General features: G+C 69.0%; 27 protein-coding genes. 5 read left to right on the top strand and 22 right to left on the bottom strand.

The window, feature by feature from the left end:
* Positions 1-59: 59 nt before the first annotated feature.
* A complete protein-coding gene (locus LXM64_RS07725) occupies positions 60-2,141 on the top strand; it encodes a maltotransferase domain-containing protein (protein WP_419144858.1) in 2,082 nt (693 codons plus the stop codon).
* Complete coding sequence (glgB, locus tag LXM64_RS07720) at positions 2,138-4,276, top strand: 1,4-alpha-glucan branching protein GlgB (RefSeq protein ID WP_234075320.1); 2,139 nt, start codon at positions 2,138-2,140, stop codon at positions 4,274-4,276. Before LXM64_RS07725 ends, glgB begins: the two co-directional genes overlap by 4 nt.
* A 26-nt stretch (positions 4,277-4,302) precedes the next feature.
* Here the strand turns inward: glgB and LXM64_RS07715 are convergent, their stop codons facing one another.
* Positions 4,303-5,229, bottom strand: coding sequence for a tetratricopeptide repeat protein (locus LXM64_RS07715; RefSeq protein WP_234075319.1), 927 nt, complete (start codon positions 5,227-5,229; stop codon positions 4,303-4,305).
* Positions 5,229-7,055 (bottom strand): glycosyl transferase, encoded by a 1,827-nt coding sequence (locus LXM64_RS07710; protein ID WP_234075318.1) that lies wholly within the window; start codon positions 7,053-7,055, stop codon positions 5,229-5,231. The genes LXM64_RS07715 and LXM64_RS07710 overlap by 1 nt, the downstream gene beginning before the upstream one ends.
* Before the next feature lie 153 nt (positions 7,056-7,208).
* Here LXM64_RS07710 and LXM64_RS07705 point away from each other — a divergent pair, with 153 nt between their 5' ends.
* Positions 7,209-8,264 carry an AI-2E family transporter gene (locus LXM64_RS07705; protein ID WP_137417129.1) on the top strand — a complete coding sequence of 352 codons (1,056 nt, stop codon included), beginning with the start codon at positions 7,209-7,211 and terminating at the stop codon, positions 8,262-8,264.
* Here LXM64_RS07705 and LXM64_RS07700 read toward each other — a convergent pair whose 3' ends face one another.
* The 9 genes from LXM64_RS07700 to rpsB form a co-directional block, all read right to left on the bottom strand.
* Positions 8,265-8,987 (bottom strand): alpha/beta hydrolase, encoded by a 723-nt coding sequence (locus LXM64_RS07700; protein ID WP_234075317.1) that lies wholly within the window; start codon positions 8,985-8,987, stop codon positions 8,265-8,267.
* On the bottom strand, positions 8,987-9,274 hold the full coding sequence (locus LXM64_RS07695) for a hypothetical protein (protein WP_234075423.1): 288 nt from the start codon (positions 9,272-9,274) through the stop codon (positions 8,987-8,989). Before LXM64_RS07695 ends, LXM64_RS07700 begins: the two co-directional genes overlap by 1 nt.
* 2 nt (positions 9,275-9,276) lie before the next feature.
* A complete protein-coding gene (locus LXM64_RS07690) occupies positions 9,277-9,900 on the bottom strand; it encodes a transglycosylase SLT domain-containing protein (protein WP_234075316.1) in 624 nt (207 codons plus the stop codon).
* Positions 9,901-10,020: 120 nt separating this feature from the next.
* The gene (locus LXM64_RS07685) at positions 10,021-10,638 is read right to left on the bottom strand and encodes a DivIVA domain-containing protein (RefSeq protein WP_234075315.1); all 618 of its coding nucleotides are present in this window, start codon (positions 10,636-10,638) and stop codon (positions 10,021-10,023) included.
* Positions 10,635-11,663, bottom strand: coding sequence for a phosphatidate cytidylyltransferase (locus LXM64_RS07680; RefSeq protein WP_137417132.1), 1,029 nt, complete (start codon positions 11,661-11,663; stop codon positions 10,635-10,637). The genes LXM64_RS07685 and LXM64_RS07680 overlap by 4 nt, the downstream gene beginning before the upstream one ends.
* Before the next feature lie 6 nt (positions 11,664-11,669).
* Positions 11,670-12,224 carry a ribosome recycling factor gene (gene frr, locus LXM64_RS07675; protein ID WP_234075314.1) on the bottom strand — a complete coding sequence of 185 codons (555 nt, stop codon included), beginning with the start codon at positions 12,222-12,224 and terminating at the stop codon, positions 11,670-11,672.
* Between the two features lie 63 nt (positions 12,225-12,287).
* Positions 12,288-13,004 carry a UMP kinase gene (gene pyrH / locus LXM64_RS07670; protein WP_137417134.1) on the bottom strand — a complete coding sequence of 239 codons (717 nt, stop codon included), beginning with the start codon at positions 13,002-13,004 and terminating at the stop codon, positions 12,288-12,290.
* 81 nt (positions 13,005-13,085) lie between these two features.
* Positions 13,086-13,913, bottom strand: a complete 828-nt coding sequence (gene tsf, locus LXM64_RS07665) for a translation elongation factor Ts (protein ID WP_137417135.1) — start codon at positions 13,911-13,913, stop codon at positions 13,086-13,088.
* Between the two features lie 99 nt (positions 13,914-14,012).
* Positions 14,013-14,915, bottom strand: a complete 903-nt coding sequence (gene rpsB, locus LXM64_RS07660; protein ID WP_234075313.1) for a 30S ribosomal protein S2 — start codon at positions 14,913-14,915, stop codon at positions 14,013-14,015.
* A 298-nt stretch (positions 14,916-15,213) separates the two neighbouring features.
* On the opposite strand from rpsB, the gene LXM64_RS07655 reads away from it, so the two are divergent.
* Positions 15,214-15,741, top strand: coding sequence for a murein hydrolase activator EnvC family protein (locus LXM64_RS07655; protein WP_234075312.1), 528 nt, complete (start codon positions 15,214-15,216; stop codon positions 15,739-15,741).
* A gap of 2 nt (positions 15,742-15,743) precedes the next feature.
* On the opposite strand, the gene LXM64_RS07650 is transcribed toward LXM64_RS07655, so the two are convergent.
* The 10 genes from LXM64_RS07650 to LXM64_RS07605 all read right to left on the bottom strand — a co-directional run bounded on the left by LXM64_RS07650 (position 15,744) and on the right by LXM64_RS07605 (position 23,313).
* Positions 15,744-16,319 carry a DUF3060 domain-containing protein gene (locus LXM64_RS07650; RefSeq protein WP_234075311.1) on the bottom strand — a complete coding sequence of 192 codons (576 nt, stop codon included), beginning with the start codon at positions 16,317-16,319 and terminating at the stop codon, positions 15,744-15,746.
* Positions 16,320-16,351: 32 nt separating this feature from the next.
* Positions 16,352-17,254: a tyrosine recombinase XerC gene (locus tag LXM64_RS07645; protein ID WP_234075310.1), complete on the bottom strand. Its 903-nt coding sequence runs from the start codon at positions 17,252-17,254 to the stop codon at positions 16,352-16,354.
* 16 nt (positions 17,255-17,270) lie between these two features.
* Positions 17,271-18,431: a DNA-processing protein DprA gene (dprA, locus tag LXM64_RS07640; protein ID WP_234075309.1), complete on the bottom strand. Its 1,161-nt coding sequence runs from the start codon at positions 18,429-18,431 to the stop codon at positions 17,271-17,273.
* On the bottom strand, positions 18,428-19,954 hold the full coding sequence (locus LXM64_RS07635; RefSeq protein WP_234075308.1) for a YifB family Mg chelatase-like AAA ATPase: 1,527 nt from the start codon (positions 19,952-19,954) through the stop codon (positions 18,428-18,430). The genes dprA and LXM64_RS07635 overlap by 4 nt, the downstream gene beginning before the upstream one ends.
* On the bottom strand, positions 19,951-20,313 hold the full coding sequence (locus LXM64_RS07630) for a YraN family protein (RefSeq protein ID WP_137417142.1): 363 nt from the start codon (positions 20,311-20,313) through the stop codon (positions 19,951-19,953). The genes LXM64_RS07635 and LXM64_RS07630 overlap by 4 nt, the downstream gene beginning before the upstream one ends.
* A 92-nt stretch (positions 20,314-20,405) precedes the next feature.
* Positions 20,406-20,729 (bottom strand): DUF2469 family protein, encoded by a 324-nt coding sequence (locus LXM64_RS07625; RefSeq protein ID WP_137417143.1) that lies wholly within the window; start codon positions 20,727-20,729, stop codon positions 20,406-20,408.
* 41 nt (positions 20,730-20,770) lie between these two features.
* The gene (locus tag LXM64_RS07620; RefSeq protein WP_234075307.1) at positions 20,771-21,430 is read right to left on the bottom strand and encodes a ribonuclease HII; all 660 of its coding nucleotides are present in this window, start codon (positions 21,428-21,430) and stop codon (positions 20,771-20,773) included.
* Positions 21,427-22,185 carry a signal peptidase I gene (lepB, locus tag LXM64_RS07615; protein WP_137417145.1) on the bottom strand — a complete coding sequence of 253 codons (759 nt, stop codon included), beginning with the start codon at positions 22,183-22,185 and terminating at the stop codon, positions 21,427-21,429. The genes LXM64_RS07620 and lepB overlap by 4 nt, the downstream gene beginning before the upstream one ends.
* 118 nt (positions 22,186-22,303) lie before the next feature.
* Positions 22,304-22,651: a 50S ribosomal protein L19 gene (gene rplS / locus LXM64_RS07610; protein ID WP_137417146.1), complete on the bottom strand. Its 348-nt coding sequence runs from the start codon at positions 22,649-22,651 to the stop codon at positions 22,304-22,306.
* 164 nt (positions 22,652-22,815) lie between these two features.
* A complete protein-coding gene (locus LXM64_RS07605; protein ID WP_234075306.1) occupies positions 22,816-23,313 on the bottom strand; it encodes an MFS transporter permease in 498 nt (165 codons plus the stop codon).
* A gap of 141 nt (positions 23,314-23,454) precedes the next feature.
* Here LXM64_RS07605 and map point away from each other — a divergent pair, with 141 nt between their 5' ends.
* Complete coding sequence (map, locus tag LXM64_RS07600) at positions 23,455-24,237, top strand: type I methionyl aminopeptidase (RefSeq protein WP_137417148.1); 783 nt, start codon at positions 23,455-23,457, stop codon at positions 24,235-24,237.
* Positions 24,238-24,244: 7 nt separating this feature from the next.
* Here the strand turns inward: map and trmD are convergent, their stop codons facing one another.
* Positions 24,245-24,934, bottom strand: coding sequence for a tRNA (guanosine(37)-N1)-methyltransferase TrmD (gene trmD, locus LXM64_RS07595; protein WP_234075305.1), 690 nt, complete (start codon positions 24,932-24,934; stop codon positions 24,245-24,247).

Raw genomic sequence — 24,934 nt, 5'->3', positions numbered from 1 at the left:
CGTTCCCACCGCCCGCGTCACGCCTGTCGTGCCGCACCCGCCCGCGATAGGTTCGCTGTGTGGCCACTCCGACACGATCCCTCCCCGCCCGCACCCAACGAAGCGGCGCCGAGATCCCGCTGCGCACGGTCGCAGCGCCCGCGCCCGCCGACACGCTGACCGGCCGCATCCCGCTCAGTGCGGAACGACCGTCGACGCCCGACCCGCGCTTCGACCCTTCCGCCTTCTCCGGCGAGGTCGTCCCTTTCCGCGTGCGCGCGTTCCGAGAGGGACACGACCTGATCGGCGTGCAGCTGCGGCTGACCGCCCCCGACGGCAGTGAGTCTCTGCACCGGCTCGCTGCGCACGAGGACGGCTTGGATACGTGGGGCGTCCTGGTCACGCTGCTCGCCCAGGGGACGTGGTCCTTCCGCTTCGAGGCGTTCGCCGACCGCTACGCCACCTGGCGGCACGCGGCCGAGCTGAAGATTCCCGCTGGCGTGGACGTGGCGCTGATGCGCGAGATCGGAGCGCGCCTGTTCGACGACGCCGCCGCGGAGAAGGACCGCCCCGCCGCGGAACGGCGTCTGTTGACCGACCAGGCGGCGAGATTGCGCGCGAGCGATACGGACGAGGAGGCTTCCCTCGCAGTCGTCCACGACGATCGCATCGCCGACGCCTTCACCACTCGGCCGCTCGGTGAGCTCTGGACCGTCGGCGCGACGCATGATCTCCTCGTGGAGCGCGAACGGGCCGGAGTCGGCGCGTGGTACGAGTTCTTCCCTCGATCCGAGGGAGCGACGCGGCGAGCGGACGGAACCATCGAGCCGGGCACCTTCCGCACGGCCGTGGAGCGGCTCACCGGCGTCGCGGCGATGGGGTTCGATGTGCTCTACCTGCCGCCGATCCATCCGATCGGCCGCACGCACCGCAAGGGCCCCAACAACACGCTGAACGCGGGCCCCGCCGACCCCGGTTCGCCGTGGGCGATCGGTGCGCCGGAGGGCGGCCATGATGCCGTCCACCCCGAGCTCGGCTCACTGTCCGACTTCCGCGCCTTCGTGGCCGCCGCCGCATCCGCCGGCATCGAGATCGCGCTCGATCTTGCGTTGCAGGCCTCACCCGACCACCCGTGGGTGAAGGAGCACCCGGAGTGGTTCACGACCCTGCCCGACGGAACGATCGCCTATGCGGAGAACCCACCGAAGAAGTATCAGGACATCTATCCCGTCAACTTCGACAACGACCCCGCGGGCATCCGCGCCGAGGTGCTGCGGATCGTACGCCACTGGATCGCCCAGGGAGTGAGGATCTTCCGCGTCGACAATCCCCACACCAAGCCCCTGCAGTTCTGGGAGTGGCTCATCCGCACCGTCCGCGACGAGGCGCCCGACGTCGTCTTCCTCGCGGAGGCCTTCACCAGGCCGACGCCCCTGCGCGGGCTCGCGCAGGCGGGATTCCAGCAGAGCTACACGTACTTCACGTGGCGCAATTCGAAGGCTGAGCTCGAAGAGTTCCTCGACTCTCTCGCCCACGAGACCGACGACTACCTGCGCCCGAACCTCTTCGTCAACACCCCCGACATCCTGACCGAGTACCTCCAGTACGGAGGACGCGCGGCCTATCGCATCCGAGCGACGATCGCGGCGACGGCGGCCCCGACCTACGGCGTCTACGCCGGGTACGAACTGTTCGAGAACGTCGCGCGCCCGGGCAGCGAGGAGAACATCGACAACGAGAAGTACGAGTACAAGCTCCGCGACTGGAACCGGGCCGAAGCCGACGGCGACTCCCTCGCGCCGTACCTCACCTTCCTCAACCGCATCCGCCGCGCGCATCCCGCACTGCGCCAGCTGCGCAATCTCCAGATCCAGCACAGCGACGACGACGCGATCCTGGTGTACTCCAAGCACCTCGCGGGCGCTCTCAGCGAGAGCGGTGAGAACGACACGATCATCGTGGTCGTGAACGTCGACCCGCACTCGGCCCGCGAGACGACCGTGCATCTGGACACCGAGGCGTGGGGCATCCCGGCGGGAACGCCGTACGTCGTCGAAGACCTCGTGACGGGTAGCACCTGGACCTGGACCGACCACAATTATGTGCGCCTGGACGCGTTCCGCGAGCCCGCACACATCCTGCACGTGAAGGGCCTTGCATGAGCGTCATCGAATCCCGGGTGCTCGACACCGTCGCCACCGGCTCCTACTACGCCCCGCACGACGTGCTGGGTCTGCACCCCGACGGCCCCGCTGGCGGAGTGATCCGTGCCCGGCGGCCACTGGCCACATCCGTCACAGCCGTCTTCGCCGACGGTCGTGAGGTGGCGCTCGAACACGTCCGCGCGGGCATCTGGGAGGGTGCGTACCGCGGTGAGGCGGGTCCGTACCGGCTCACGGCGACGTACGAGGGTTCGGCCCCGTACACCGCTGACGACCCCTACCGGTTCTCACCGACGATCGGCGAGCTCGACCTTCATCTGATCCGCGAGGGACGCCACGAGCAGCTGTGGCAAGTCCTGGGCTCCCACGTGCGCAACCACGAGGGAGCGACGGGGACGTCCTTCGCCGTCTGGGCGCCGCACGCGCAGGCGGTCCGCGTCGCCGCGGACTTCAACGGCTGGGACGGCCAGGCGCACAGCATGAGATCCATGGGCGCGAGCGGCGTCTGGGAGCTCTTCGTCCCGGGCATCGGCGCGGACAGCACCTACAAGTACGAGCTGCTCACGCGCGACGGCCGGTGGATCCTCAAGGCGGATCCGATGGCGCGGCGGGCCGAGCTGCCGCCGGCGACGGCCTCCGTCGTGACCGCCTCGAGCTATGAATGGAGCGACGACGCGTGGATCGCCGGGCGGGCTGCCGCCCAGCCACTCGAGCGCCCGATGTCGGTCTACGAGCTGCATCTCGGCTCCTGGCGGCCGGGTCTGGGCTATCGCGACGCCGCAGACCCGCTCATCGAGTACGTGAGCGCACAGGGGTTCACGCACGTCGAGTTCCTCCCGCTCGCGGAGCATCCCTTCGGCGGTTCATGGGGATACCAGGTGAGCGGTTATTACGCGCCGACGAGCCGATTCGGCTCGCCCGACGACCTCCGCTACCTCATCGACCGGCTGCACGGCGCCGGTATCGGCGTGATCATGGACTGGGTTCCGGGCCATTTCCCCCGTGACGAGTTCGCGCTCGCTCGTTTCGACGGCGAGGCCCTCTATGAGCACCCGGATCCCCGACGCGGCGAGCACAAGGACTGGGGAACCCTGATCTTCGACTACGGCCGGGCCGAGGTGCGCAACTTCCTCGTCGCCAACGCGCTGTACTGGTTCGAGGAGTTCCACGTCGACGGTCTGCGTGTGGATGCGGTCGCCTCCATGCTGTACCTCGATTACTCCCGTGAGGCCGGCGAGTGGGAGCCCAACATCTACGGCGGCCGCGAGAACCTGGAGGCGATCCAATTCCTCCAGGAGACCAACGCGACCGTCTACAAGAAGTTCCCCGGCATCGCCATGATCGCCGAGGAGTCGACAAGCTATCCGGGCGTCACCGCCCCGACGAGCGCCGGCGGTCTCGGATTCGGCTTCAAGTGGAACATGGGATGGATGAACGACTCGCTCGTCTACATCTCGCGCGATCCGCTCTATCGCGCACACCACGAAGGCGAGCTGTCCTTCTCGTTCGTGTACGCGTTCAGCGAGAACTACGTCCTTCCGATCAGCCACGATGAGGTGGTGCACGGCAAGGGCTCCCTGTTCGCGCGGATGCCCGGCGACCACTGGCAGAAGCTCGCCGGAATGCGCCTCTTCCTCTCCTACATGTGGGCCCACCCCGGCAAGCAGCTGCTGTTCATGGGTCAGGAGTTCGGGCAGATCGCCGAGTGGTCCGAGTCGCGCTCGCTCGAGTGGTGGCTGCTCGACCAGCCCGCCCACCGGGAGCTCGGCGACTTCGTCGCCGCCCTCAACGCCACTTACCGTGACACCCCGGCGCTGTGGCAGCGGGACGCTGACGGCTCTGCGTTCTCCCGCATCGGCGGACCGACGTGGAACCCCAACGTCTCGGCGTTCGTGCGATGGGATGCCGACGGTCGGCCTCTCGTGGCGATCTTCAACTTCTCGGGCGCACCGCTGCACGACTACGAGCTGGATCTGCCCCTCGCAGGCGTCTGGCGGGAGCTGCTCAACTCGGACGCATCCGCCTTCGGAGGTTCCGGGGTCGGCAACCTCGGAGCAGTGACCGCCGACGCATCCGGGCGCGCACGGATGACGCTGCCGCCGCTCGGAGCGCTCTGGCTCTCCCCCACGGACTGACAGAACGGGTTGCGGACGGCTCGGCCTCAGAACAGAAGCGAGGCGAGTCGTCCGCGCGCGCGGATGACGCGGGGATCCGCGTCGCCGACGAGGCCGAACAGCTCGAGCAGACGTGCCCGGACCGGAGCCCGGTCGTCTGCCGGGAGCGCGGCGAACAGATCGAGCAGACGCCCGAAGGCGTCGTCCACGTGCCCGCCCGAGATGTCGAGGTCGGCCACGAGGAGTTGCGCGTCGACATCGGTGGGCGCGGCAGCGGCCGCCGCGCGGGCCTGCTGCAGATCCGCGCCCTGCACCCGCTGAAGCAGACGCACCTGTCCGAGCCCGGCGTGGGCATCGGCGTCGCGCGGGTTCTCTGCGAGCGCACGCTCGTAGGCGGACGCCGCTCGCGCGTAGTCGCCCTCTTCGATCGCGGCGAAGGCCTCCGCGTGCAGGGGCGGCAACGGGGGCTCCTCGGGAGCGTCCGCGGTGCTCTCGGCGCCGGCGTCGACCGTCCCCGTGACCCCGTTCTGCGCGGCGAGCTGCAGGAGCTGTGAGAAGACCTCGCGGACCTGCTCCTCCGGCACAGCGCCGGTGAACAGCGGCACCGGCTGGCCGCCGACCAGAGCGACGACCAACGGGATGGACTGCGCGCGGAAGCCCTGCGCGATCTGCGGGTTCGCGTCCACATCCACCTTGGCCAGGACGAGACGACCCGCCAGCTCCTCGACGACCTTCTCGAGGATGGGGCTGAGCTGCTTACAGGGCCCGCACCACTCGGCCCAGAGATCCACGACGACCGGGACCGTGCGAGAGAGTTCGAGGATCTGGCCGAACGTCGCGTCGGTCACGTCTCGCACGAGAGAGCCGGACGCCGGAGCGGACGCTGCAGCATTCGCGCCCGGCGCGGGCCGGTTGCGCAGAGCGGAGAGATCGACGGCGCCACGCAGAACGGCGCCAGGGGCCTGATCGGACATCACAGAACCTTCGCTTCCAGGATGTTGGAGGTGTAACCGAGGAGTCGGATCTTCTCTGAGGAGCCCTGCGCCGGCACGTAGAAGAACAGCTGGTCGGCGAAGGTCGAACTCACTCCTGTCGCGGACTCCGACACACCGGTCAGTGCTTGCACGGTCGGATTGTCGGTCAGCTTGATGACGACGTCGCCGCTGTTCGGCGTGACCGTGTCGACCTCGTTGACCGAGACGGCGACGATCGCGCCGCTCTCGAGCGTCGCGAGGGCGAGCGGCGTCTGGCTGCCCGCCTGGGCCGCGAACTCGATCGTGCCGGTCGAGGCTCCCGTCTCATTGAACTTGTCGCGCCGCTCCTGGCGGTTCGCGGCGACGTTCTGGCTGAACAGGTCGGTCTGCTCGTCGAACAGCCCGATGGACGTGCTGTCCTTGCCGTTGTTGAGCACGTCCGCGTAGGCCTCGGCCAGCTTGTCCGGCGCGACCGTCAGGAACGACGAATCCGGCGGCACCTGGGAAGCGCCGATGTAGGCGGGGGCGAGGTCGGGCATCTCGACCGACCCGAGCAGATCCCCGATGTAGGACAGCTTGTAGTCGGCCCACTGGTCGGCCTGCGTCAGGAACATGATCGTGGAGACAGGCCCCTGAGCACCTTCTTTCTGCACGACGGCCATCACGGTGCGCGGCCACTCGTCGAACGCCTGCGGCAGGATGATCTGCGTCGGCTCGGCCGGAATCGGGGGCAACGCCGCCTCGTCCGCGAGAGCGCCGCGCAGCACGTAATTGGTGTTGCGCTCGGCCAGCGCGGCTCCATCGAGTCGGGTGGCCGCGAGGTTCGCGTCGCGTGCCTCGTCGGCGGAGGCGACCGTCGTCGAGATGCGCTGCAGGATCGCCTGCGCCTGCGCCTCGGTCACCGCAGGCGCCTGCTGGTCGGCGGAGTCGACGATCGACGCCGTCCCTGAAGGCGTCGGCGTCGGTGCCAGATCAGGCCACGCATCGGGCGAGCAGCCGGTGAAGACGAGCGCACCCGCCACGACCAACGGGATGGCGAGGAAGGGACGACGCGAGGAGCGTCTCGACGGGCTGGCGCTGATCACGCCCTTCGCCCCTGGCTCCACGGCGAGATCGATCGGCTGGGTCTCCGGCAGGGGCGGCGGCGCCTTGCGGCGCGGTCCGCGCGAGCGCCGGTCGTGTCGGATGGCCAGGACGTACAGCACGATCCCCGCAACGAGGGCCACGCCGCCCAGAAGCATCAGGGGTCCCGCCCAGGGCGTCGTCTGCGCGATGTTCCAGGTGATGCTGGCCTCGGCGGGAGCGGGCTTCGTCCCGTCCGAGGCGATCAGCACGCTCATCGAGTCGGGCAATTGCAGGGGGACGCTGACGGCACGGTCGTCGCTGTACTGGGCGAGCCAGAGGTCGGACTGCGCGGGATCGCGGCTCTCCGTCGTCGCAGGCGCGGTCGCAGACTCGTCGCCTTCCGCGGCTGCATCGGCGGGTGCACTCGCCTGGGAGACCTCGGGCTCGATGACCGCCGCGTTGAGAACGCCGTCCTGCCCCACGGTGACGTCGTTGTACGTCTGGTCGGAGAGCCATGCGCGCATGTCAGCGGTGCGGCCGTAGGCGACGAAGACGCCGTCGGAGGAGGAGACGCGAAGGGTCTGCGTGCCGGGGAGAGAGGTGAGGACGGCACCGTCGACCATCGTGTACGCCGCTCCGTCGGCAGCGGGGATCTCGGCGCTCTGGGTGGACGGACCGTAGAAAACGGTCCGTTGAGCGATGCCTGCCCCGATGAGCAGAGCGGCCAGTACGAAGGCCGCGACGGCCCAGACGAAACGCACGAAATCTTCCTCCCATGCCCGCGGAGCGGAACGATCCGACATTCGAGACTAGCCGAGACGCCTGTGTGTTGCGCGAGAGGGGGTCGCTCCCGCCTCCACGGACGCGTCACCCGTATCGTGTGTGCAGCACGTTCCACTCGCCGAGGAGGCACTGTGAAGCTTCACAACCCGTTCCGCATCGCCTTCATCGGCACGCTCGGTGTCGGCCTGGGGCTTCTGCTCATCGGCAGCGTGCAGACGCTGTCGACGATCCTCCTCTACATCGGCACGGCTCTCTTCCTCTCGCTCGGTCTCGAACCCGTGGTGGCCTGGTTGACGAGAAGGCGGTTGCCTCGCTGGTCCGCGGTCCTCGTCACCGTCCTCGGCGTCCTCGCCATCTTCGCGGGGATCGTCTGGATGGTCGTGCCGATCATCGTGAGTCAGGTCAGCCAGCTCGTCGAGGAGGTCACGCGCTTCCTGCAGAGCACGTCGTGGCAGGACGTCAAGAACTGGATCCATTCGGTGTTCCCGGGAATCCAGGACAGCACCATCGACGACACCGTGTCGAACGTCCAGGATTGGGCGATCTCGAACTGGGGGAACATCACCGGCGGCGTCATCAACGCGAGCCTCGCCTTCCTGGGCGGGCTGACGGGCGCCTTCATCGTCCTGATCCTCACGATCTACTTCACCGCGTCGACGCCGAACCTCAAGGCCGCCGTCTACAGTCTCGTCCCCGCTTCGCGCCGTCCGCGATTCATCGAGTTGTCCGAGCAGATCACCGACTCGGTCGGCTACTACGTCATGGGGCAGGTCAGCCTCGGCGTGATCAACGGCGTGTTGAGCGCGATCTTCCTGACCATCATTCAGGCGCCGTTCCCCGCCGTCCTGGCCGTGATCGCGTTCTTCTTCTCACTCATCCCGCTGGTCGGCACCCTGACGGGCTCGGTCATCATCGTGTTGACCTGCCTCATCCCTGGCCTGGGGTCTCCGACGACCGCGCTCACCGCCGCCATCTGGTACGTCATCTACATGCAGCTCGAGGCCTACCTGGTTTCGCCGCGCATCATGAGTCGCGCCGTCGCAGTCCCCGGAGCAGTGGTCGTGATCGCCGCTCTCGCCGGCGGATCACTGCTCGGACTTCTCGGCGCACTCGTGGCGATCCCGGTCGCCGCGAGCATCCTCATCATCTACCGTCAGGTGATCGTCCCGCGCATGAACGAGCGCTGATCAGCTCTGCGGCCCGTCCCATTCCGTCGGCAGGGGCGCGGCCGCGGGGTTGACGACCTCGACGATCTCGTCCAGCACGCGGCGGGTCTGCGCCTCCCCCACCCACAAATGCTTGCCGCCCTCCACGGGGATCAGTGTCATCTCGGGGACCGCTGCGAACCGCTGACGCGCCTCTTCGGGGCGCAGGTAGTCGTCGAACTCCGGAATGAGAGCGATCAATCGCCGATGATCGCCCCGCCAGGCGGCGATCTCGGTCTCACTGGCGCGGTGAAGCGGAGGCGAGAGGAGGATGGCCCCGTCGACGGGGTGTTCCCGGCCGTATTTGAGTGCGAGCTCGGTGCCGAAGGACCAGCCGACGATCCACGGATGCGGCAGCGCGCGCTCCGCGACGAGGTCCATGGCGGCCGCGACGTCGGCTTGCTCGCCGATGCCTTCCTCGAAGTGACCGTCGCTCCGTCCGCGCGGCGACGAGGTGCCTCTGGTGTTGAACCGGAGCACGGCGAGGTCCGCGAGAGCCGGAAGGCGGGCGGCCGCCTTGCGGAGGATGTGCGAATCCATGAACCCGCCGTGGGTGGGCAGCGGATGAAGCGTCACGAGAGTGGCGACCGGGTCCTTCTCGAGCGGAAGCGCCAACTCCCCCACCAGTTCGAGCCCATCCGCCGTGCGCAGAACGATGTCTTCGCGCCGCGCTGGAAGCACACTCGCCCCACGGATCTCGGTCATCACGCCACCTTCCAACAGTGAGAATGCCAGTGCCGACGAGCCGCGAGATCGGCGGCGTCGCCCATGACGCCGTCGGCACGCCACACCACGAGGTGGGCCGTTCCGGCCGGGACGACGTGGTGACAGCCGGGACAGGTGTAATCCTTCACGGCCTGCATGGCCGAGATCGGCTGCACCGTCCACTCGCGGCCGCCGCGCATCTCCGTGCGTTTGAAGCCCGCCAGGAGGCGCTGGAACGACTCTTCGGAGCCGGAGTGCTCGGGGCGGCGTCGACGCGATCGCGCCACGGTCACCACCAGTTGTTGTTGATCCAGAAGTTGTAGGCGCCCGCCCAACTGCCGTAGCGCCCCACAGCGTAGCCGTTGGCCCAACGCAGGTTGTCGACGGGGTCGTAGCCATTGCCGGGAACCTTGCTGCACGGCAGCGCCTGCACGAGGCCGCACGCGCCTGAGCTGCGGTTCGTGGCGTTGGGGTTCCAGCCACTCTCCTTGGAGACGATGTAGTCGACGTAGCCCCAGTCGCTCTCGGCGAGGCCCGCGGCGGCCATCCACTCCGAAGGCGCTCCGCCACCGGAGTAGAAGGGAGTCGCCGGAGACGCCGCTGCGACCTTCGGCTCCGGCTCCGGCGGCGGCTTGGGCTTCTCGAAGGCACTGTATGAATCCCGATCGAGCGACACGACGGCCCCGGAGGCCACGACGAGGCTCTGCGCGTCGTCGATCGTGCTCGAGTAGACCGTTTCGGTCTCGGACTGCGTGGGCGCCGCATCCGTGAGCGCGAATGCTGCGGGACCGACGGATGCGGCAGCGAAAGCCAATGCGGCGACGCCGGCGAACACCCCGACGACCCCACGACGCCGCGACCAGCGCGCGCTCGTCGCGGCCTTCGAAGCGGGTGCCGAGGCCGGAGCAACCAACGCACGAGCCGACCGTCGGGTCAACGGCGCCGGGTTTCGGGTGTCATCTCCGGAAGTCACGATGTCCCGATTGTAACGATTCGGTCCTGAGAACGCCATGCGAGCATCGCGCCGCGTCTCTCAGCCGACCGCCAGCATGATCTCGACGACGGCGTCGAGCACCGCATCCACCTGAGTCTCGCGGTATCCCCCGCGCTGCATCCGGAAGGCGACAGACCGCACCTGTTCGACGGTCAGGCCCGTGCCGTCCGTCAGATAACCGGCGATCCGATCGGCCACGAGATCGACTTCCTCCACCCGGTATCCGTAGTGGACGAACGAGACGCGGTCGAAACGGTGTCGACGATCGCGCCCCAATCGGTCGAGCACCACCTGCGCGTCTTCACGCTGCTGCTGAACCCAGGCACGTGCGCCCATGCGGGCGATCGTCTGCTGACGCTCCTGCGCGGCGAACGCGTCCTCCACACGACCGAGTGCGGCATCCACCGGTGCGATCGCGTACCCGCCGCGCACCAGCGCGAACGACACGTCCCGCACGTCGGAAGCGCCGACCGAGGCGTCTCCTGGGGCGTCGGATTCGAAGGCCTCGCGCGCACGCGCGAGGAAGGCGTCCACAGCGGCAGGATCGTAGCCCTTCGCCCGCCCTTGCACACGCGGGAAAGCGTTGTGACGGGATGCGGTGGAGATCGCCGTGGCTTCGCTGCGCTGCTCGAGCGCGGATTCTTCGTGAACTGTCATGAGACCGCCAGAGGTGTCAGCAGGTAGAACAGCGCGAGAGCTGCGGGAGCGGACGGAAGGATCGAGTCGAGCCGGTCGAGCACGCCGCCGTGCCCAGGAAGCCAGGAACTCATGTCTTTGATGCCCAGGTCACGCTTGAGCATGGACTCTCCGAGGTCGCCCGCGGTCGCCGTGCCCAGGATCACGAGGCCGAAGATGATGCCGGTCCACCAGGGCAGCGCGAGCATCAACCACGAGAGCAGCACGCCCGCGATCACCGCGGCGAGGGCGGCGCCGGCGAATCCCTCCCAGGTCTTCTTGGGACTGATGCGCGGTGCCATGGGATGCCGCCCGAGTGTGAGGCCGGTCACGTAGGCGCCTGTGTCGGACGCGATCGCCACGATGAGGAAGGCCATGACCCACCACTCGCCGTGTTCCTGGCGCAGCAGCACCAGCGCGAGGCTCGCGAGGAACGACACGTAGACGGGGAGGAGCGCGCCGGCCAGCACGTCGTCGACGACGGCCGCGTAGCGTCGCCCGTCCCGCGCGATCATCTGTCCGAGCAGACGCCACACCACGATGAGGACCACCGCGACGAACAGCGACACCCAGTGGAGCCAGAGATCGAGGAAATACGCCGACAGCAGGATCATCAACCCGCCCGCCAGCTGCGGAACGACGTCGATCTTGCGCCCCGAGGCCTGCAGCGCTCGGGCGAACTCGAACGTGCCCAGCAGAGCGACGCCCGCGCCGAAGATCAGGAACGGCCACTTCACGAAGACGAGCGCCACCAACACCACGGCGCCGATCGCGACGCCGATCACGATGGCAAGGATCAGGTCTCGGCCGGTGCGCTGTTTGATGCGCTCGTTCGCCTCTTCGAATTCCGCTCGCGCGTGCGCGACCTGCAGCTCGAAGTCGTTCCGTCGCGCCCGGATGGGCGACGTCTGGCGTTGCGCCCCGGCGCGATCACGCCCCGGCGGCACTCCTTGCCCCGGTGTCGCACTCTCTGGTGCGACCCCGGCGGCATCGGATGCGTCGGACATGCCTTGTCAGACCTCGAGGAGCTCGGCTTCTTTACGCTTGAGCGCCTCGTCGATCGCGTCGACGTGCGAACGCGTCAGGGCGTCGAGGTCCTTTTCCGCGCGCACGAGTTCGTCCTCGCCGACCTCGGACTTGAGCGCGTCGAGCTCGTCCTTCGCCTTGCGACGGATGCCGCGCACATGCACCTTCGCGTCCTCGCCCTTGCTGCGCACGAGCTTGACGTACTCCTTGCGGCGATCCTGCGTGAGCTCGGGCATCGTGACGCGGATGATGTTGCCGTCGTTCGTCGGGTTGGCTCCGAGGTTGGGCATGTCGCGGATCGCCTGCTCGATCGCCTTCAGCGCCGACTTGTCGTAGGGCGTCACGATGATCGTGCGCGCCTCCGGGTTGTTGAGCGATGCCAGCTGCGCGAGCGGCGTCGGGGTGCCGTAGTACTCCACGCTCAGCTTCTGGAACAGCTGCGGGTTGGCGCGCCCGGTTCGGACGGTCGAGAAGTCTTCCTTGGCCGCTTCCACGGCCCGTTCCATACGTCCGGCGGTTTCGGTCAGCACATCGGCGATCACGGTAACTCCCTCATATCCAGCAGTTTTCGAGTCTAGTGGCGGGGTGGGCCCCGCACGCGGAGGTCACGCCGTGACGAGCGTGCCGATCTCGTCGCCGCGCAGCGCGCGGGTGACGTTGCCCGCCGGCTCCATCCCGAACACACGCATGTCGATGCGGTTGTCCATGCAGAGGCTGAAGGCCGTGGAGTCGACCACCTTGAGTCCCTGCACCAGCGCGTCGTTGTAGGTGATCCGGTCGAGCTTGACCGCCGACGAGTCCTTGTTGGGGTCGGCGGTGTAGACCCCGTCCACACCGTTCTTCGCGACGAGAACCTCGTCGGCACCGATTTCGAGGGCACGCTGGGCCGCGACGGTGTCGGTGGAGAAGTATGGGAGCCCGGCTCCCGCACCGAAGATCACGACCCTTCCCTTGGCCATGTGACGCTGGGCGCGACGCGGGATGTACGGCTCCGCGACCTGCGTCATCTCGATCGCGGATTGGACGCGGGTCGCGGCGCCCGCCTGCTCCAGGAAATCCTGCAGGGCGAGCGCGTTCATGACGGTGCCGAGCATGCCCATGTAGTCCGCTCGACCGCGGTCCATGCCGCGCTGGCTGAGCTCGGCGCCTCGGAAGAAGTTGCCGCCACCGACGACGATCGCGATCTCGACCTCGTCGACCGCCGCGGCGATCTCCCGAGCGATCTGGCTCACGATGTCGGGGTTGACCCCCAGAGAGCCGGCCCCGAAGGCCTCCCCGGAGAGCTTCAGAAGGACGCGACGGCGCCCGGTCGATTCGTCCATGTGTGCGTCCTCTTCTCGTCTGGTCAAAACTACGGCATGCGAAAGGCCCGCACCGACGACGATGCGGGCCTTTCGAGCGACTTACGCGCCGACCTTGAAGCGGGCGAAGTCCGTGAGGGTCAGCCCCGCGTCGGAGGCGACCTTCGCGACGGACAGCTTGTTGTCGCGCGCGTAGTCCTGGTCGAGCAGGGCGACCTGCTTGAAGAACGCGTTCACGCGGCCCTCGACGATCTTCGGCAGCGCGGCCTCGGGCTTGCCCTCGTTGCGGGAGATCTCGGTGACGATCTCGCGCTCCTTCTCGACGTCGGCCTCGGGCACGTCGTCGCGGGACAGGTAGGAGGGGTTGGCGAACGAGATGTGCTGCGCAATGCTGCGAGCGGTCTCCGCGTCGTCACCCGAGTAGATCAGGACGACGCCGACCTGCGGCGGCAGGTCCTTGCTGGTCTTGTGCAGGTAGACCTCGGCGTGGTCGCCCGAGAGGGTGCGCACACGACGCAGTTCGACCTTCTCGCCGATGATCGCGGCCTCATCGGAGATGAGCTGCTCGACGGTCTTGCCGTCCACCGGTGCGGCCAGCGCAGCCTCGACGGAGTCGGCGGAGACGGCGGCGGCGGCCTCGACGACCTTGTCGGCCAGAGCGATGAAGCGCTCGTTCTTGGCGACGAAGTCGGTCTCGGTGTTCAGCTCGATGAGCGTGACCTTGCCGTCGACCTCGCGCGCGGCCACGAGGCCCTCGCTGGTCGAACGGTCCGCACGCTTCGCGTTGCCCTTCGCGCCCTTGAGGCGGAGGATCTCGACGGCCTTCTCGAGGTCGCCGTCGGCTTCCTCGAGCGCCTTCTTGGTGTCGACCATGCCCGTGCCGAGCTGCTCGCGCAGAGCCTTGATGTCGGCGATGGTGAAGTTTGCCATGAGTGGCGGCTCCTTCTGTAGGGAGAGTTCTCGCGGATGCCGATCGGCGCGGCCGGTTCGCGGCCGCGCCGATCGTAGCGGGTCCAGGGGACGCGCTGATTACTTGTCGGTGGCCTCGGCCTCGGCGACGGCCTCGACGCTCTCGCCCGAAGCGGCGGCGACGGCCTCGACCTGCTCCTCGGCGCCTGCCGCGTCCGCGGCGGACTCGGTCGATGCGACGACCGCGTCCGCACCCTCGGCGACGGGGGCACCCTGCTCGAGCAGCTCGCGCTCCCACTCGGCCAGGGGCTCTTCGGCGCCGGACTCGGGGTTGTGCTTCTGCTGCAGGCCCTCGGCGGCCGCGTCCGCGATGATGCGGGTCAGCAGCGAGACGGAGCGGATCGCGTCGTCGTTGCCGGGGATCGGGAACTGGAACTCGTCCGGGTCGGCGTTCGTGTCGAGGATGCCGATGACAGGGATGCCCAGCTTGGTGGCCTCATCGACGGCGAGGTGCTCGCGCTTGGCGTCGACGATCCAGATGGCCGACGGCGTCTTGGTGAGGTTGCGGATACCACCGAGCGACTTGTGCAGCTTGTCGAGCTCGCGCTTCTTGAGCAGCAGCTCCTTCTTGGTGAAGCCGCTGGCCGCCGGGTCCTCGAAGTCGAGCTCCTCGAGCTCCTTCATGCGGGCAAGACGCTTGCTGACGGTCGAGAAGTTGGTCAGCAGACCACCGAGCCAGCGCTGGTTCACGTAGGGCTGACCCACGCGCGTCGCCTGCTCGGCGATGACTTCCTGCGCCTGCTTCTTGGTGCCGACGAACAGGACCGTACCACCGTGGGCGACGGTCTCCTTGACGAACTCGTACGCCTTGTCGATGTACGACAGGGACTGCTGGAGGTCGATGATGTGGATGCCGGAGCGCTCCGTGAGGATGAAGCGCTTGACCTTCGGGTTCCACCGGCGGGTCTGGTGTCCGAAGTGGACGCCGCTGTCGAGCAGCTGGCGAATGGTGACGACGGCCATGGCCGTTCTCCTTCTGTTGCGGTTGTTCGCGTCGAACCGATCGGTCGACGAGCCTGGTGCCCGGCACGCACCCGCCCGTCCGAAGACGGGACCGTCGGGTGGATGTGCCGCGGATGAAGCCGCTCTGGGCACGCGGAGTCACCTCGACATGCGAGGTGCGCCTCAAGTGTATCAGCCGCCGGCCCACCACATGATGCGGCCGACCGATGTCTCCTCCCCCGATCTCGCACCCGGGTGAGCCGTCCCCACCAGCGGCTCCGCGACCCACGCGCGTCCCGTTCCCGGGCACGGTGAAGGCATGTCCGTCCTCACCCGCATCCGCCGCTCCGCCGCCGTCGCCATCGCCGTCGCCGCGCTGGCGACACCGTCTGCCGTGGCGACGTGGTCTCCTGGCACCTCAGCCGGCGCGGGCGCTGCGGACACGGCGCACTCGTGGACCTGGCCCGTCCTGGGGCGCGTGGTCGAGCCCTACCGGCAACCCGCCCACGACTACGCGGCCGGCCATCGTGGGATCGACATCGAGGCCGGCACCGACACCGTCGTCGCCCCCGGCGACGGTGTGATCCTGTTCGCCGGAGTCGTGGTCGATCGCCCCATCGTCACGATCGACCACGGCGACGGCCTGGTGAGCACGCTCGAGCCCGTCGCCACTTCTCTGGCGCCGGGAACGAGGCTGAGCGCCGGCGACGTCGTGGGTACGCTCGCCGACGGCGGGCACGCCGCACACGGTGCTCTCCATCTCGGCGCGCGCCGAGACGGCGTGTACGTCAACCCGCTGCTCCTGCTGGGCGGAGTGCCGCGCGCGGTGCTGCTGCCGTGCTGCTGAGCTCAGCGACCGGTGACCGTGTTGCGCTGACCGTTGTCGGTCACCGCCCCCTGACTGTCAGCGTGCACCGTGTTGTCGTTCCCGGACACGACCAGCGCGCCGAAGCCCGCTGCCGTGAGCGCGTTGCGGTCTCCGTTGAGCGACACCGTCGACAGCGTTCCCGCATCGACGACGTTGTCCTGCCCTCCCACGGAGAGGTCTGAGATGTCCGATGCGCGCAGGTCGTTGCGATCACCGGAGAGCTGGACGACGCCGAGTGCCGCCTGAGTCGCGTCCACGCGCAGCCCGGTTCCCCCGATCATCACACTCACGCACTCGCCGGTCAGCGCGACGTCCCGGTCGGCTCCGGAGATCTCCGTCGTCCCACTGCCGCAGAGCACCTGCTGCCCGTCCGCTCCCGGTGACGGCGCCGACGGCGAGGACGTCGGCGAGCCAGCGGGTGCGGACGAAGCCGACGGCGCTGTGTTCGGCGGCTCCGGAAGAACCGTCTGTCGGGGGCCGGCGACGACACCGCATCCGGTCAGTACCGCCGCGGCGGCGACGAGGATCGCGATCTGGCCCAGTCGGCGCGGTGTCATGCCTTCACGGTACGCGCCGTGCGGGTTCTGCGTCATGCCCGTGGATGGGCTTGTCGGTAGGTCGCCGCGAGTCGCTCATGCGAGACGTGCGTGTAGATCTGCGTGGTGCCGAGGTTCGCATGCCCGAGCATCTCCTGGACGGCGCGCAGATCGGCTCCGCCGTCCAGCAGATGCGTCGCGGCAGAGTGCCGCAGGGCGTGGGGGCCCGCGGCCCTTCCGATGACGGGACCGACGGTACGCGCGACGAGGTCGTACACACTGCGTGGGCCCAGAGCGCGCCCTCTCACACCGAGGAAAAGAGCATCCGACCGATCATCACCGGCACGGGCCGAGAGGACGGGTCGCGCACGGACGAGATAGGCGGCGACCGCCTCGTCCGCCGGCGCCCCGTAGGGGACGACGCGTTCCTTGTTTCCTTTGCCGGTCACGCGCACGGTGCGACGCTCGCGGTCGAGATCCCGGCTCCGCAGTGCGCACAGCTCCGACACGCGCAGAGCGGCGCCGTAGAGCAGTTCGAGCACGGCCCGGTCCCGCAACACGACAGGGTCGCCATCAGCGCTGTCGCGCGCCATCGCGCCGAGCATCTCGCCCAGCGCGGGCGCGCTCGCGACTGCGGGAAGTGTGCGGCCGCGCTTGGGCGCGATGAGACGCAGGCTCGGGTCCACGGTGATGATCCCCTGCTCGCGCGCCCAGCCGAAGAAGCCCCGGGCGGATGCGGTGCGCCGGGCGATCGTGGCGCGGCTGTCACCGCGGTTCGTCGCCTTCCAGAGCCACTCTCGCAGCTCCTCCAGATCCGCACTCTCGACCTGTTCGACCCCGGACAGCGCGGCGAAGTCACGCAGGTCCGCCCCGTACGCCCGTACGGTCGCCGGCGAAAGGCGACGTACGTCCGCGAGGTGATCGCACCATGCCTCGATCGCAGCGGCCAACATCATGCCGCCAGCTTGCCAGTCAACGTCCGGCGCGGCGTCGCCACCCGCCGTCGACGCCCACGACGGACCCTTCCAGAAGCATGACGCCCAGGATCGCCTCGACCTCCGCGGTCGCGAGCCCCGACCGCGCCGCGAGCTCGGCCGCATCGCGCCCCACTCGCGGGCTCAGCGCGTCTCGAATGCGCGTCCGCTCGTCCGTTCGCGCACCGGGCACCACGAGCGGCCGCGCCATCCCGAGGCCGGCGAGCTCCCGAGCCTCGGCCGCATCCGTGACGCAGACCGCGTCGAACTCGCGGAGGAGCCGGTGGCATCCGATCGAGGCCGCGCTCGTGACCGGCCCGGGCACGGCGCCCAGGGGGCGACCTAGCGACGCCGCGTGCCCAGCCGTGTTCAACGAACCGCTTCGCGCGCCCGCCTCGACGACGATCGTCGCGAGCGACAGGGCCGCGATGAGGCGATTCCGCGCGAGGAACCGCCACTTGGTCGGCGCCGCACCACAGGGCACCTCGGCGACCACCGCCGCTGTGGCGGCGATCCGCTCCAACATCCGTTCATGCCCGGCAGGATAGGAGCGATCACAGCCGCCGGCGAGGACCGCGACGGTCGAGCCGGAACGGGTGGCCAGAGCGCTGCGATGGGCCGCGCCGTCGATGCCGTAGGCGGCGCCAGAGACGACCGAGACGCCTGCCGCGACGACTCCCGCAGCGAGTTCGGCCGCCACGTGCTCGCCGTAGGCGGTCGCCGCCCGCGCGCCGACGAGGGCGATGGACGGCGCACGGAGCGCATCAGGGGCGCCGCGGACCCACAAGGCGATCGGAGCGTGATCGCCCAGATCGTCGAGCGCCTCGGGCCACTCCGGGTCCGTCGGGACGAGGATCGTCACCCGCGAGCGTTCGGCCCGCTCGAGGGGGTCGGTCAGGAGGTCGTCCCGCAGCCGAGGACGCCAGCGTGCCGCCGCATCCGCGGCCGCACGCGCCCCGGCACCGGTGATGCGCTGGATCTCCGCGGCGTGCGAGGCGACGCGCAGCGCGGTCTCCGCCGGCACCCGCGCCAGCAGCGCTCCCGCCAGCGCGTCGCCGGGTTCTGCCACGCCGCTCCAGAAGACGCGGGCGGCCAGCTCCGGCGTGGCCCGCTCCCCCAGCATCGGGAGCATGCTCTCCACCACGGCGTGGACGTTCATGCGGCGATGCCGCGCTTCATGAAGAGGGCTCGGCCGATGTCCTCCTGCGTCGGAACGGAACGCTGCCCGAGATCAGCCAATGTCCACGCGAGCCGTAGGACGCGGTCGTAGCCGCGCAGGGTCAGCTGGCCGCGTTCGAGCGCCGCGTCGAGCGGCGCCCGCACCGCGGTGGGTGGCGCAGAGGGCCCTTCGCGGAGCCAACGGCCCGGCACGTCGACGTTGCGCCGCCAGGGCGTCCGCGCCAATCGCTCCACGGTGCGCGCACGCGCATCCGCCACCCGTCTCGCCGCATCCGCTGTCGAGACGCGCCCGACCGCGGCGTCGGCGCCCACCGCCACGACGCGGCGCATCGGAAGATCGATGTCCACACGATCCAGCAGCGGACCCGACAGCCGCCCGAGGTAGCGGCGGATCGCGGCCGGCGGGCACTCGCACGTCGCTCCCCGCACCCCGTAGTTGCCGCAAGGACAGGGGTTGGTGGCGAGAACGAGCTGGAATCGCGCGGGATAACGCACGCTCACCCCCGAACGGTGAATATGGATGTCGCCCCGCTCGAGCGGCTGTCGCAGTGCGTCGAGGACGCTCGCGGGAAACTCTCCCGCCTCATCGAGGAACAGCACGCCTTCGCTGGCACGGGCGATCGCACCGGGCCGGATGACGCGGGACCCTCCCCCGACGAGCGCCGCGACGCTGGCTGTATGGTGCGGCGCCTCCAGTGGCGGGATGCGGGTGAGCGCGGTCACGGCCTCGCCGGACAACGACCGGATCGATGCCACAGCGAGCGCCGCATCGCGGTCGAGCGGAGGCAGGATGCCCGGCAGGCGCCGCGCGAGCATCGTCTTGCCGGCTCCGGGCGGCCCGCTCATCAGCAGGTGATGCCCACCCGCCGCGGCCACGACGAGTGCCTCGACTGCCTCGCGCTGACCGATGACGTCCGACAGGTCCAGTCGTTCATGCTCCTCCTCCGCCGTCGCGGCGCGCATCGGCGGGGCTACGTCGGGAACGACCACGTCTGCGCCGTGCCGCGCGGCGACTTCCGCCAGCGTCGCGGCCGGGAGCACCTCGATGCCCGTCACGAGCTGTGCCTCCTCGCCGTTCGCCGCGGGCACGATGACCCTGCGGCGTCCGGCACGCGCCGCGGCGACCACGGCGGGGAGCACTCCCGCAACGGGTCGTAACCGTCCGTCCAGCCCCAGCTCACCGATATGCACCGTGGCGGCGACCGACGCCGCATCCATTCCGCCGTCCGCGGAGAGCGCGGCGATCGCGATCGCGACGTCGAAGCCGGATCCATGTTTGGGCAGGCTCGCCGGCGAGAGGTTGACCGTGAGGCGGCGACGTGGCAACGGGAGGCCTGAGTTCGCACACGCGTTGTGCACACGCTGCACAGCCTCGCCGAGCGCGCGGTCGCCGAGTCCGATGATGCGGAACTCGGGGGTCTGCTGGCTGACATCGGCCTCGACCTCGACGAGGGCGCCCTCGAGCCCGTTGAGCGCGATCGACCACGTACGCGCGACGGTCATCGCACGTCTCGCAGATGCTCGACGTGTCCGGTGCCGGCATCCATCCCCAGCACCGACACGGCGTCGATGCGCACGGCACGACCTCGAGCCTCGTCGGGATGCGCGATGCACCAGGCCACGGCGAGGCGCCACAGTCTGGCCCGCTTTCGTGCGTCGATGGCCTCGAGCGGGTGCCCGAAGCGCTCACTCGTGCGCGTCTTCACCTCGACGACGACGATCTCGCCCGCTTCCAGCGCGACGATGTCGACTTCGCCCAGAGGACACCGCCAGTTCCGGTCGAGGATCCGGTATCCGCGGTCGGTCAGGAAGGATGCGGCACGGTCCTCACCGTCTCGCCCCAGGTCGTCTTTCGCTGCCATCGCCCCAGCGTGTCGACCGGGCGCGACCAGCGTTCATGCCGAGTCTCGCATCGGGGAGAACCCGCCGCATCCCGCGGGGTGAGGAGAGCCGCTCAGTTGTCGAGCGAGAGCTCCTCGGGAAGCTGGAAGTCGCGACGCGAGAGCTCCTCGACGTTCACGTCCTTGAACGTCAGCACGCGAACGGCCTTCACGAAGCGGTCGGCGCGGTAGATGTCCCACACCCACACGTCGGTCATCGAGATCTCGAAGTAGAAATCGTGCTCGGTGTCGCGACGCACGACATTGACGTCGTTGGCGAGGTAGAAGCGGCGTTCGGTCTCGATCACGTACTGGAACTGCGAGACGACGTCGCGGTACTCCCGGTAGAGAGCGAGCTCGAGTTCGCGGTCGTAGTCTTCGAAGACATCGTCATCCATGGTGCGTCCATTCTACGGCTGCGGTCCGGGTCGGCGCGGTCTCAGAAGAGTGTGGGCGCCGCGGCGATCTGCCACGAGGCACGATGATGCGCGTGAAGTCCGTGTGCGGCGATGGCGGCACGGTGCTCGGGACTCGCGTAGCCCTTGTTGCGCTCCCAGAGGTACGCGGGCGCTGCCGGGTGCAACGCGACCATGTGCGCGTCGCGCGCGACTTTCGCCACGACGGATGCGGCCGCGGCGCTCGCGCAGTCGCGATCGCCCTTGATGACGGTGCGCACCTCGTACGGCGTCGCGCCCGCCGGGGAGATGTAGTCGTGATTGCCGTCGAGCAGCACGACCGCGCCCGTCATGTCCACGCCCTGCGAGCGAAGGCCGTCGAGAGCGCGGTGTGCGGCGAGGCCGAGCGCTCGCGTGATGCCCACCGCGTCGATCTCCGCAGCCGACGCCCATCCCAGAGCGCTCGCGTCGACCCATGCTTCGGCGGCGCGGGCCACATCCGCTCTGCGCGCCTCGGGGATGAGCTTGGAGTCGCGCAGGCCCTCGGGGATCCGTACGCGGCGGGTGCGCGGCGCCATGACCGTCGCACCGATCACCACGGGACCGGCGAGAGCGCCTCGTCCCACCTCGTCGCAGGCGACGACGACGCGCTGCTCGGCCCACAGCCGCCGTTCCAGTCGCAGCGTCGGTTGGACCGGACTCACTGGCCCTCCGGCTTCGGAACGTCGGCGAAAACCTCATGGTGGAAGTCGATGCCGCCGAACCGGTCGAACGGCCAGGTGATCAGGAACGCGCGCCCCACGACGTTGTCGATGGGTACGAAGCCCCGGCCGGGCTGATCCTGGTTGTACCGCGAGTCCTTCGACCGGTAGCGGTTGTCGCCCAGCACCCAGAGCGAGCCCTCGGGCACCGTCACATCGAAATCGAGCGAGGATGCGGGGGCACCGGCATCGGGCAGGAGGAGGTAGGAGGACTCGTCGATCGGAGCACCGTTGACGGTGATCTGGCCCAGGTCGTTGCAGCAGACGACATGATCGCCGGGCAGCCCGATGATGCGCTTGATGAGATGGTCGTCGCTGTCGGGCGCAGCAAGGCCGACGAGCGAGAGGACCCATTCGATCCCGTCCACGATCGGCCCCTGGCTCGGCGCGGAGACCGACGAGCCGAGCCAGCCGCCCGGGTCGCGGAAGACGACGACGTCACCGCGCTCGTAGCCCCCGAAACGCGGCGTGAGCTCGTCGACGAGGATCCGATCCTGCTCGATCAGCGTGTTCTCCATCGACGCCGACGGGATGTAGAACGAGCGCACCAGGAAGGTCTTGACCAGGAAGGACACGAGCAGCGCGATCAGGATGATGACCAGCACGTCGCGGAGGAAGATCAGTGCGCCGCGGCGCCGGCGGGGCCGCGATCGGCGCGGCAGGGATGCGTCGTCGACGGAGGGGTTGTCGGTGCTCATGCGGTTCCTCGAGGTACAGGCGGCACGAGCCGCACTCTAGCGTCGCACATCCGGACGCGGCCTCGGACACGACGAAGCCCCGACGCCGGAGCAGTCGGGGCTTCGTGAAAGAACGCGATCAGCGGTCGCGCTTCTCCTTGATCTTCGCCTTCTTGCCGCGGAGGTTGCGGAGGTAGTACAGCTTCGCGCGACGCACGTCACCGCGCGTCACGACCTCGATCTTGTCGATGATCGGCGAGTGCACCGGGAAGATGCGCTCGACGCCGACCTGGAAGCTGATCTTGCGGACGTTGAAGGTCTCGCGCACACCGTCGCCCTGGCGGCCGATGACGACGCCCTGGAAGACCTGGATACGCGAGCGGTTGCCCTCGGTGATGTTGACGTGCACCTTGACGGTGTCGCCGGGACCGAAGTCGGGGATGTCGGAGCGGAGCGAAGCCGCGTCGACGGCGTCGAGGATCTGCATGAGGGATCTCTTCCTGCAACCGCCACAGGTCGGCTGCGAAACGTGTTCTTATGAAAGTGGGAGCGGTGCCCGCACCGCGCGGGATGCGCGGCTGTCTCCCCTGAGGCAGAGACCGGTCAGGGCACAAACAACCATTCTGCCATGCGGCGCCCCTGGCGCCAACTTCAGGCGTCGCGGCGCAGCGTCTCCTCGACGACGATGACCTCGTGCGCCGGCGCGGTCGTGGACCGACTCGGCTCCGCCGGCGGGATGTAGGGGGTGCCGTCGCTCGTGTGCAGGACTGCTGCACGGGGGCGCGCCTGTCGCCACAGCTGCCACAGCTGCAGCCAGATGTTCGCCGCCCCCACCAGGACCGTGAGCACCATGACCGGCGCCCACCACTGCTGCACGAAGAGGCCGAGCGTGATCGTCAACGCATGCCAGAGGCCATAGCCGGCCACATCCCACCAGGAGAGGGCGCGCTCAGCGCGGACCGTCGGTCGCAGACGAGTCAACAAGGTCAGCAGGAGCTGACCGAAGAAGACCGAGGGAATGGCGATGAACAACACCCACATCAGGGCCCAACCGCCCGCGTCCGTCACCGTCCAACCGACGAAGAGCCAGAGCGGCAGCAGGAAGGCGGACGGCAGAAGCCAGTGGAAGCCGGCACGACGAAGCCACATGTCTGCATCGTACGCGGCCACCCGGCGCGGGAACCGCCCGCGACCGACACTCGGGGCGGACACCCAGCGGAGCGGAACGGCTGCGTTCACGACATACGAACTGCGGCCGGGAGAGAATAGTGGGGAGAACGAAGGAGCACCATGATCGAACTGCGCACGCCGGCTGAGATCGAGCAGATGCGACCGGCCGGGCGCTTCGTCGCCGAGGTGCTGGCGACGCTGCGGGAAGAGACGAAGGTCGGCACGAATCTGCTGACGCTCGATCGCAAGGCGCACGACATGATCCGCAAGGCGGGTGCCGAGTCCTGCTACATCGACTACCACCCGTCCTTCGGCGCCAGCCCGTTCGGCAAGGTGATCTGCACCTCGATCAATGACGCCGTCCTGCACGGGCTCCCCTTCGACTACACGCTGCGCGATGGGGACCTCGTCTCGCTCGACTTCGCGGCCTCCGTCGACGGCTGGGTCGCGGACTCCGCCGTCTCCTTCGTGGTCGGAACACCGCGCGACGAGGATCTGCGCCTGATCGAGACCACGCGCGTCGCCTTGGATGCGGCGATCCAGGCGGCTACGGTCGGCAATCGCGTCGGCGATGTCTCCGCCGCGATCGCCGCCGTCTCCCACGGCGCGGGGTACTCCATCAACACCGATTTCGGCGGCCACGGCGTGGGCCGCGTGATGCACGGCGATCCGCACGTCCCGAACGACGGCAAGCCCGGCCGCGGCTATCCGCTCCGTGAAGGGCTCGTGGTCGCGCTCGAACCGTGGCTGCTGGAGACGACCGATCGCCTCGTGACCGACCCGGATGGCTGGACGCTTCGCAGCGCCGACGGCTCACGCGGGGCGCACACCGAGCACACCGTGGCCGTCACGGCTGACGGCCCCATCGTCTTGACCGACCGCGGGTTCCTCGGCGTCGACTGATCCCGACTCAGTCGGCGAGCAGGTCGGGACGCCGCTCGCGCGTGCGTTCCACCTGCTGCTCGCGACGCCACTCGGCCACGCGGCCGTGGTGTCCGCTCAGCAGCACGTCGGGAACGACGAGGCCGCGCCACTCGGAGGGCTTCGTGTACGAGGGGTACTCCAGCAGACCGTCCTCGTGCGACTCCTCGACGAGGCTCTCCGGGTTGCCGACGACGCCGGGCACGAGACGTCCGACGGCCTCGATCATCGCCATCGCCGCGACCTCGCCGCCGTTGAGCACGTAGTCGCCGAGACTGGCGAGTCTCACGTCTCCGAGGGTGGCGGCGTAGGTGAAGACGCGTTCATCGATCCCCTCGTACCGGCCGCAGCCGAACACGAGGTGGTCGCGACTGCTCCATTCACGGGCCGTCTCCTGCACGAAGCGCTCTCCCGCCGGCGACGGGAAGATGAACGTCGGCGCGGACGTCGCCTCTCGTGCGATCGCATCGAGCGCGAGGCCCCAGGGCTCGGGCTTCATGACCATGCCCGCTCCCCCGCCGTAGGGGGTGTCATCGACCGTGCGATGCCGATCGGTCGTGAAATCGCGCAGGTTGTGGACGCGCACGTCCAGCAGCCCGTTGCCGCGAGCCTTGCCGAGGAGGGAGACCTCGAGAACGTCGAAGAACTCGGGGAAGATCGTGATGACGTCGATGCGCAC

The sequence above is a fragment of the Microbacterium binotii genome, from assembly GCF_021398715.1.
Taxonomy (GTDB): Bacteria; Actinomycetota; Actinomycetes; order Actinomycetales; family Microbacteriaceae; genus Microbacterium; species Microbacterium binotii_A.
Note: the sequence above shows the minus strand (reverse complement) of the source record. Positions and strands in the feature narration are given on the sequence as shown.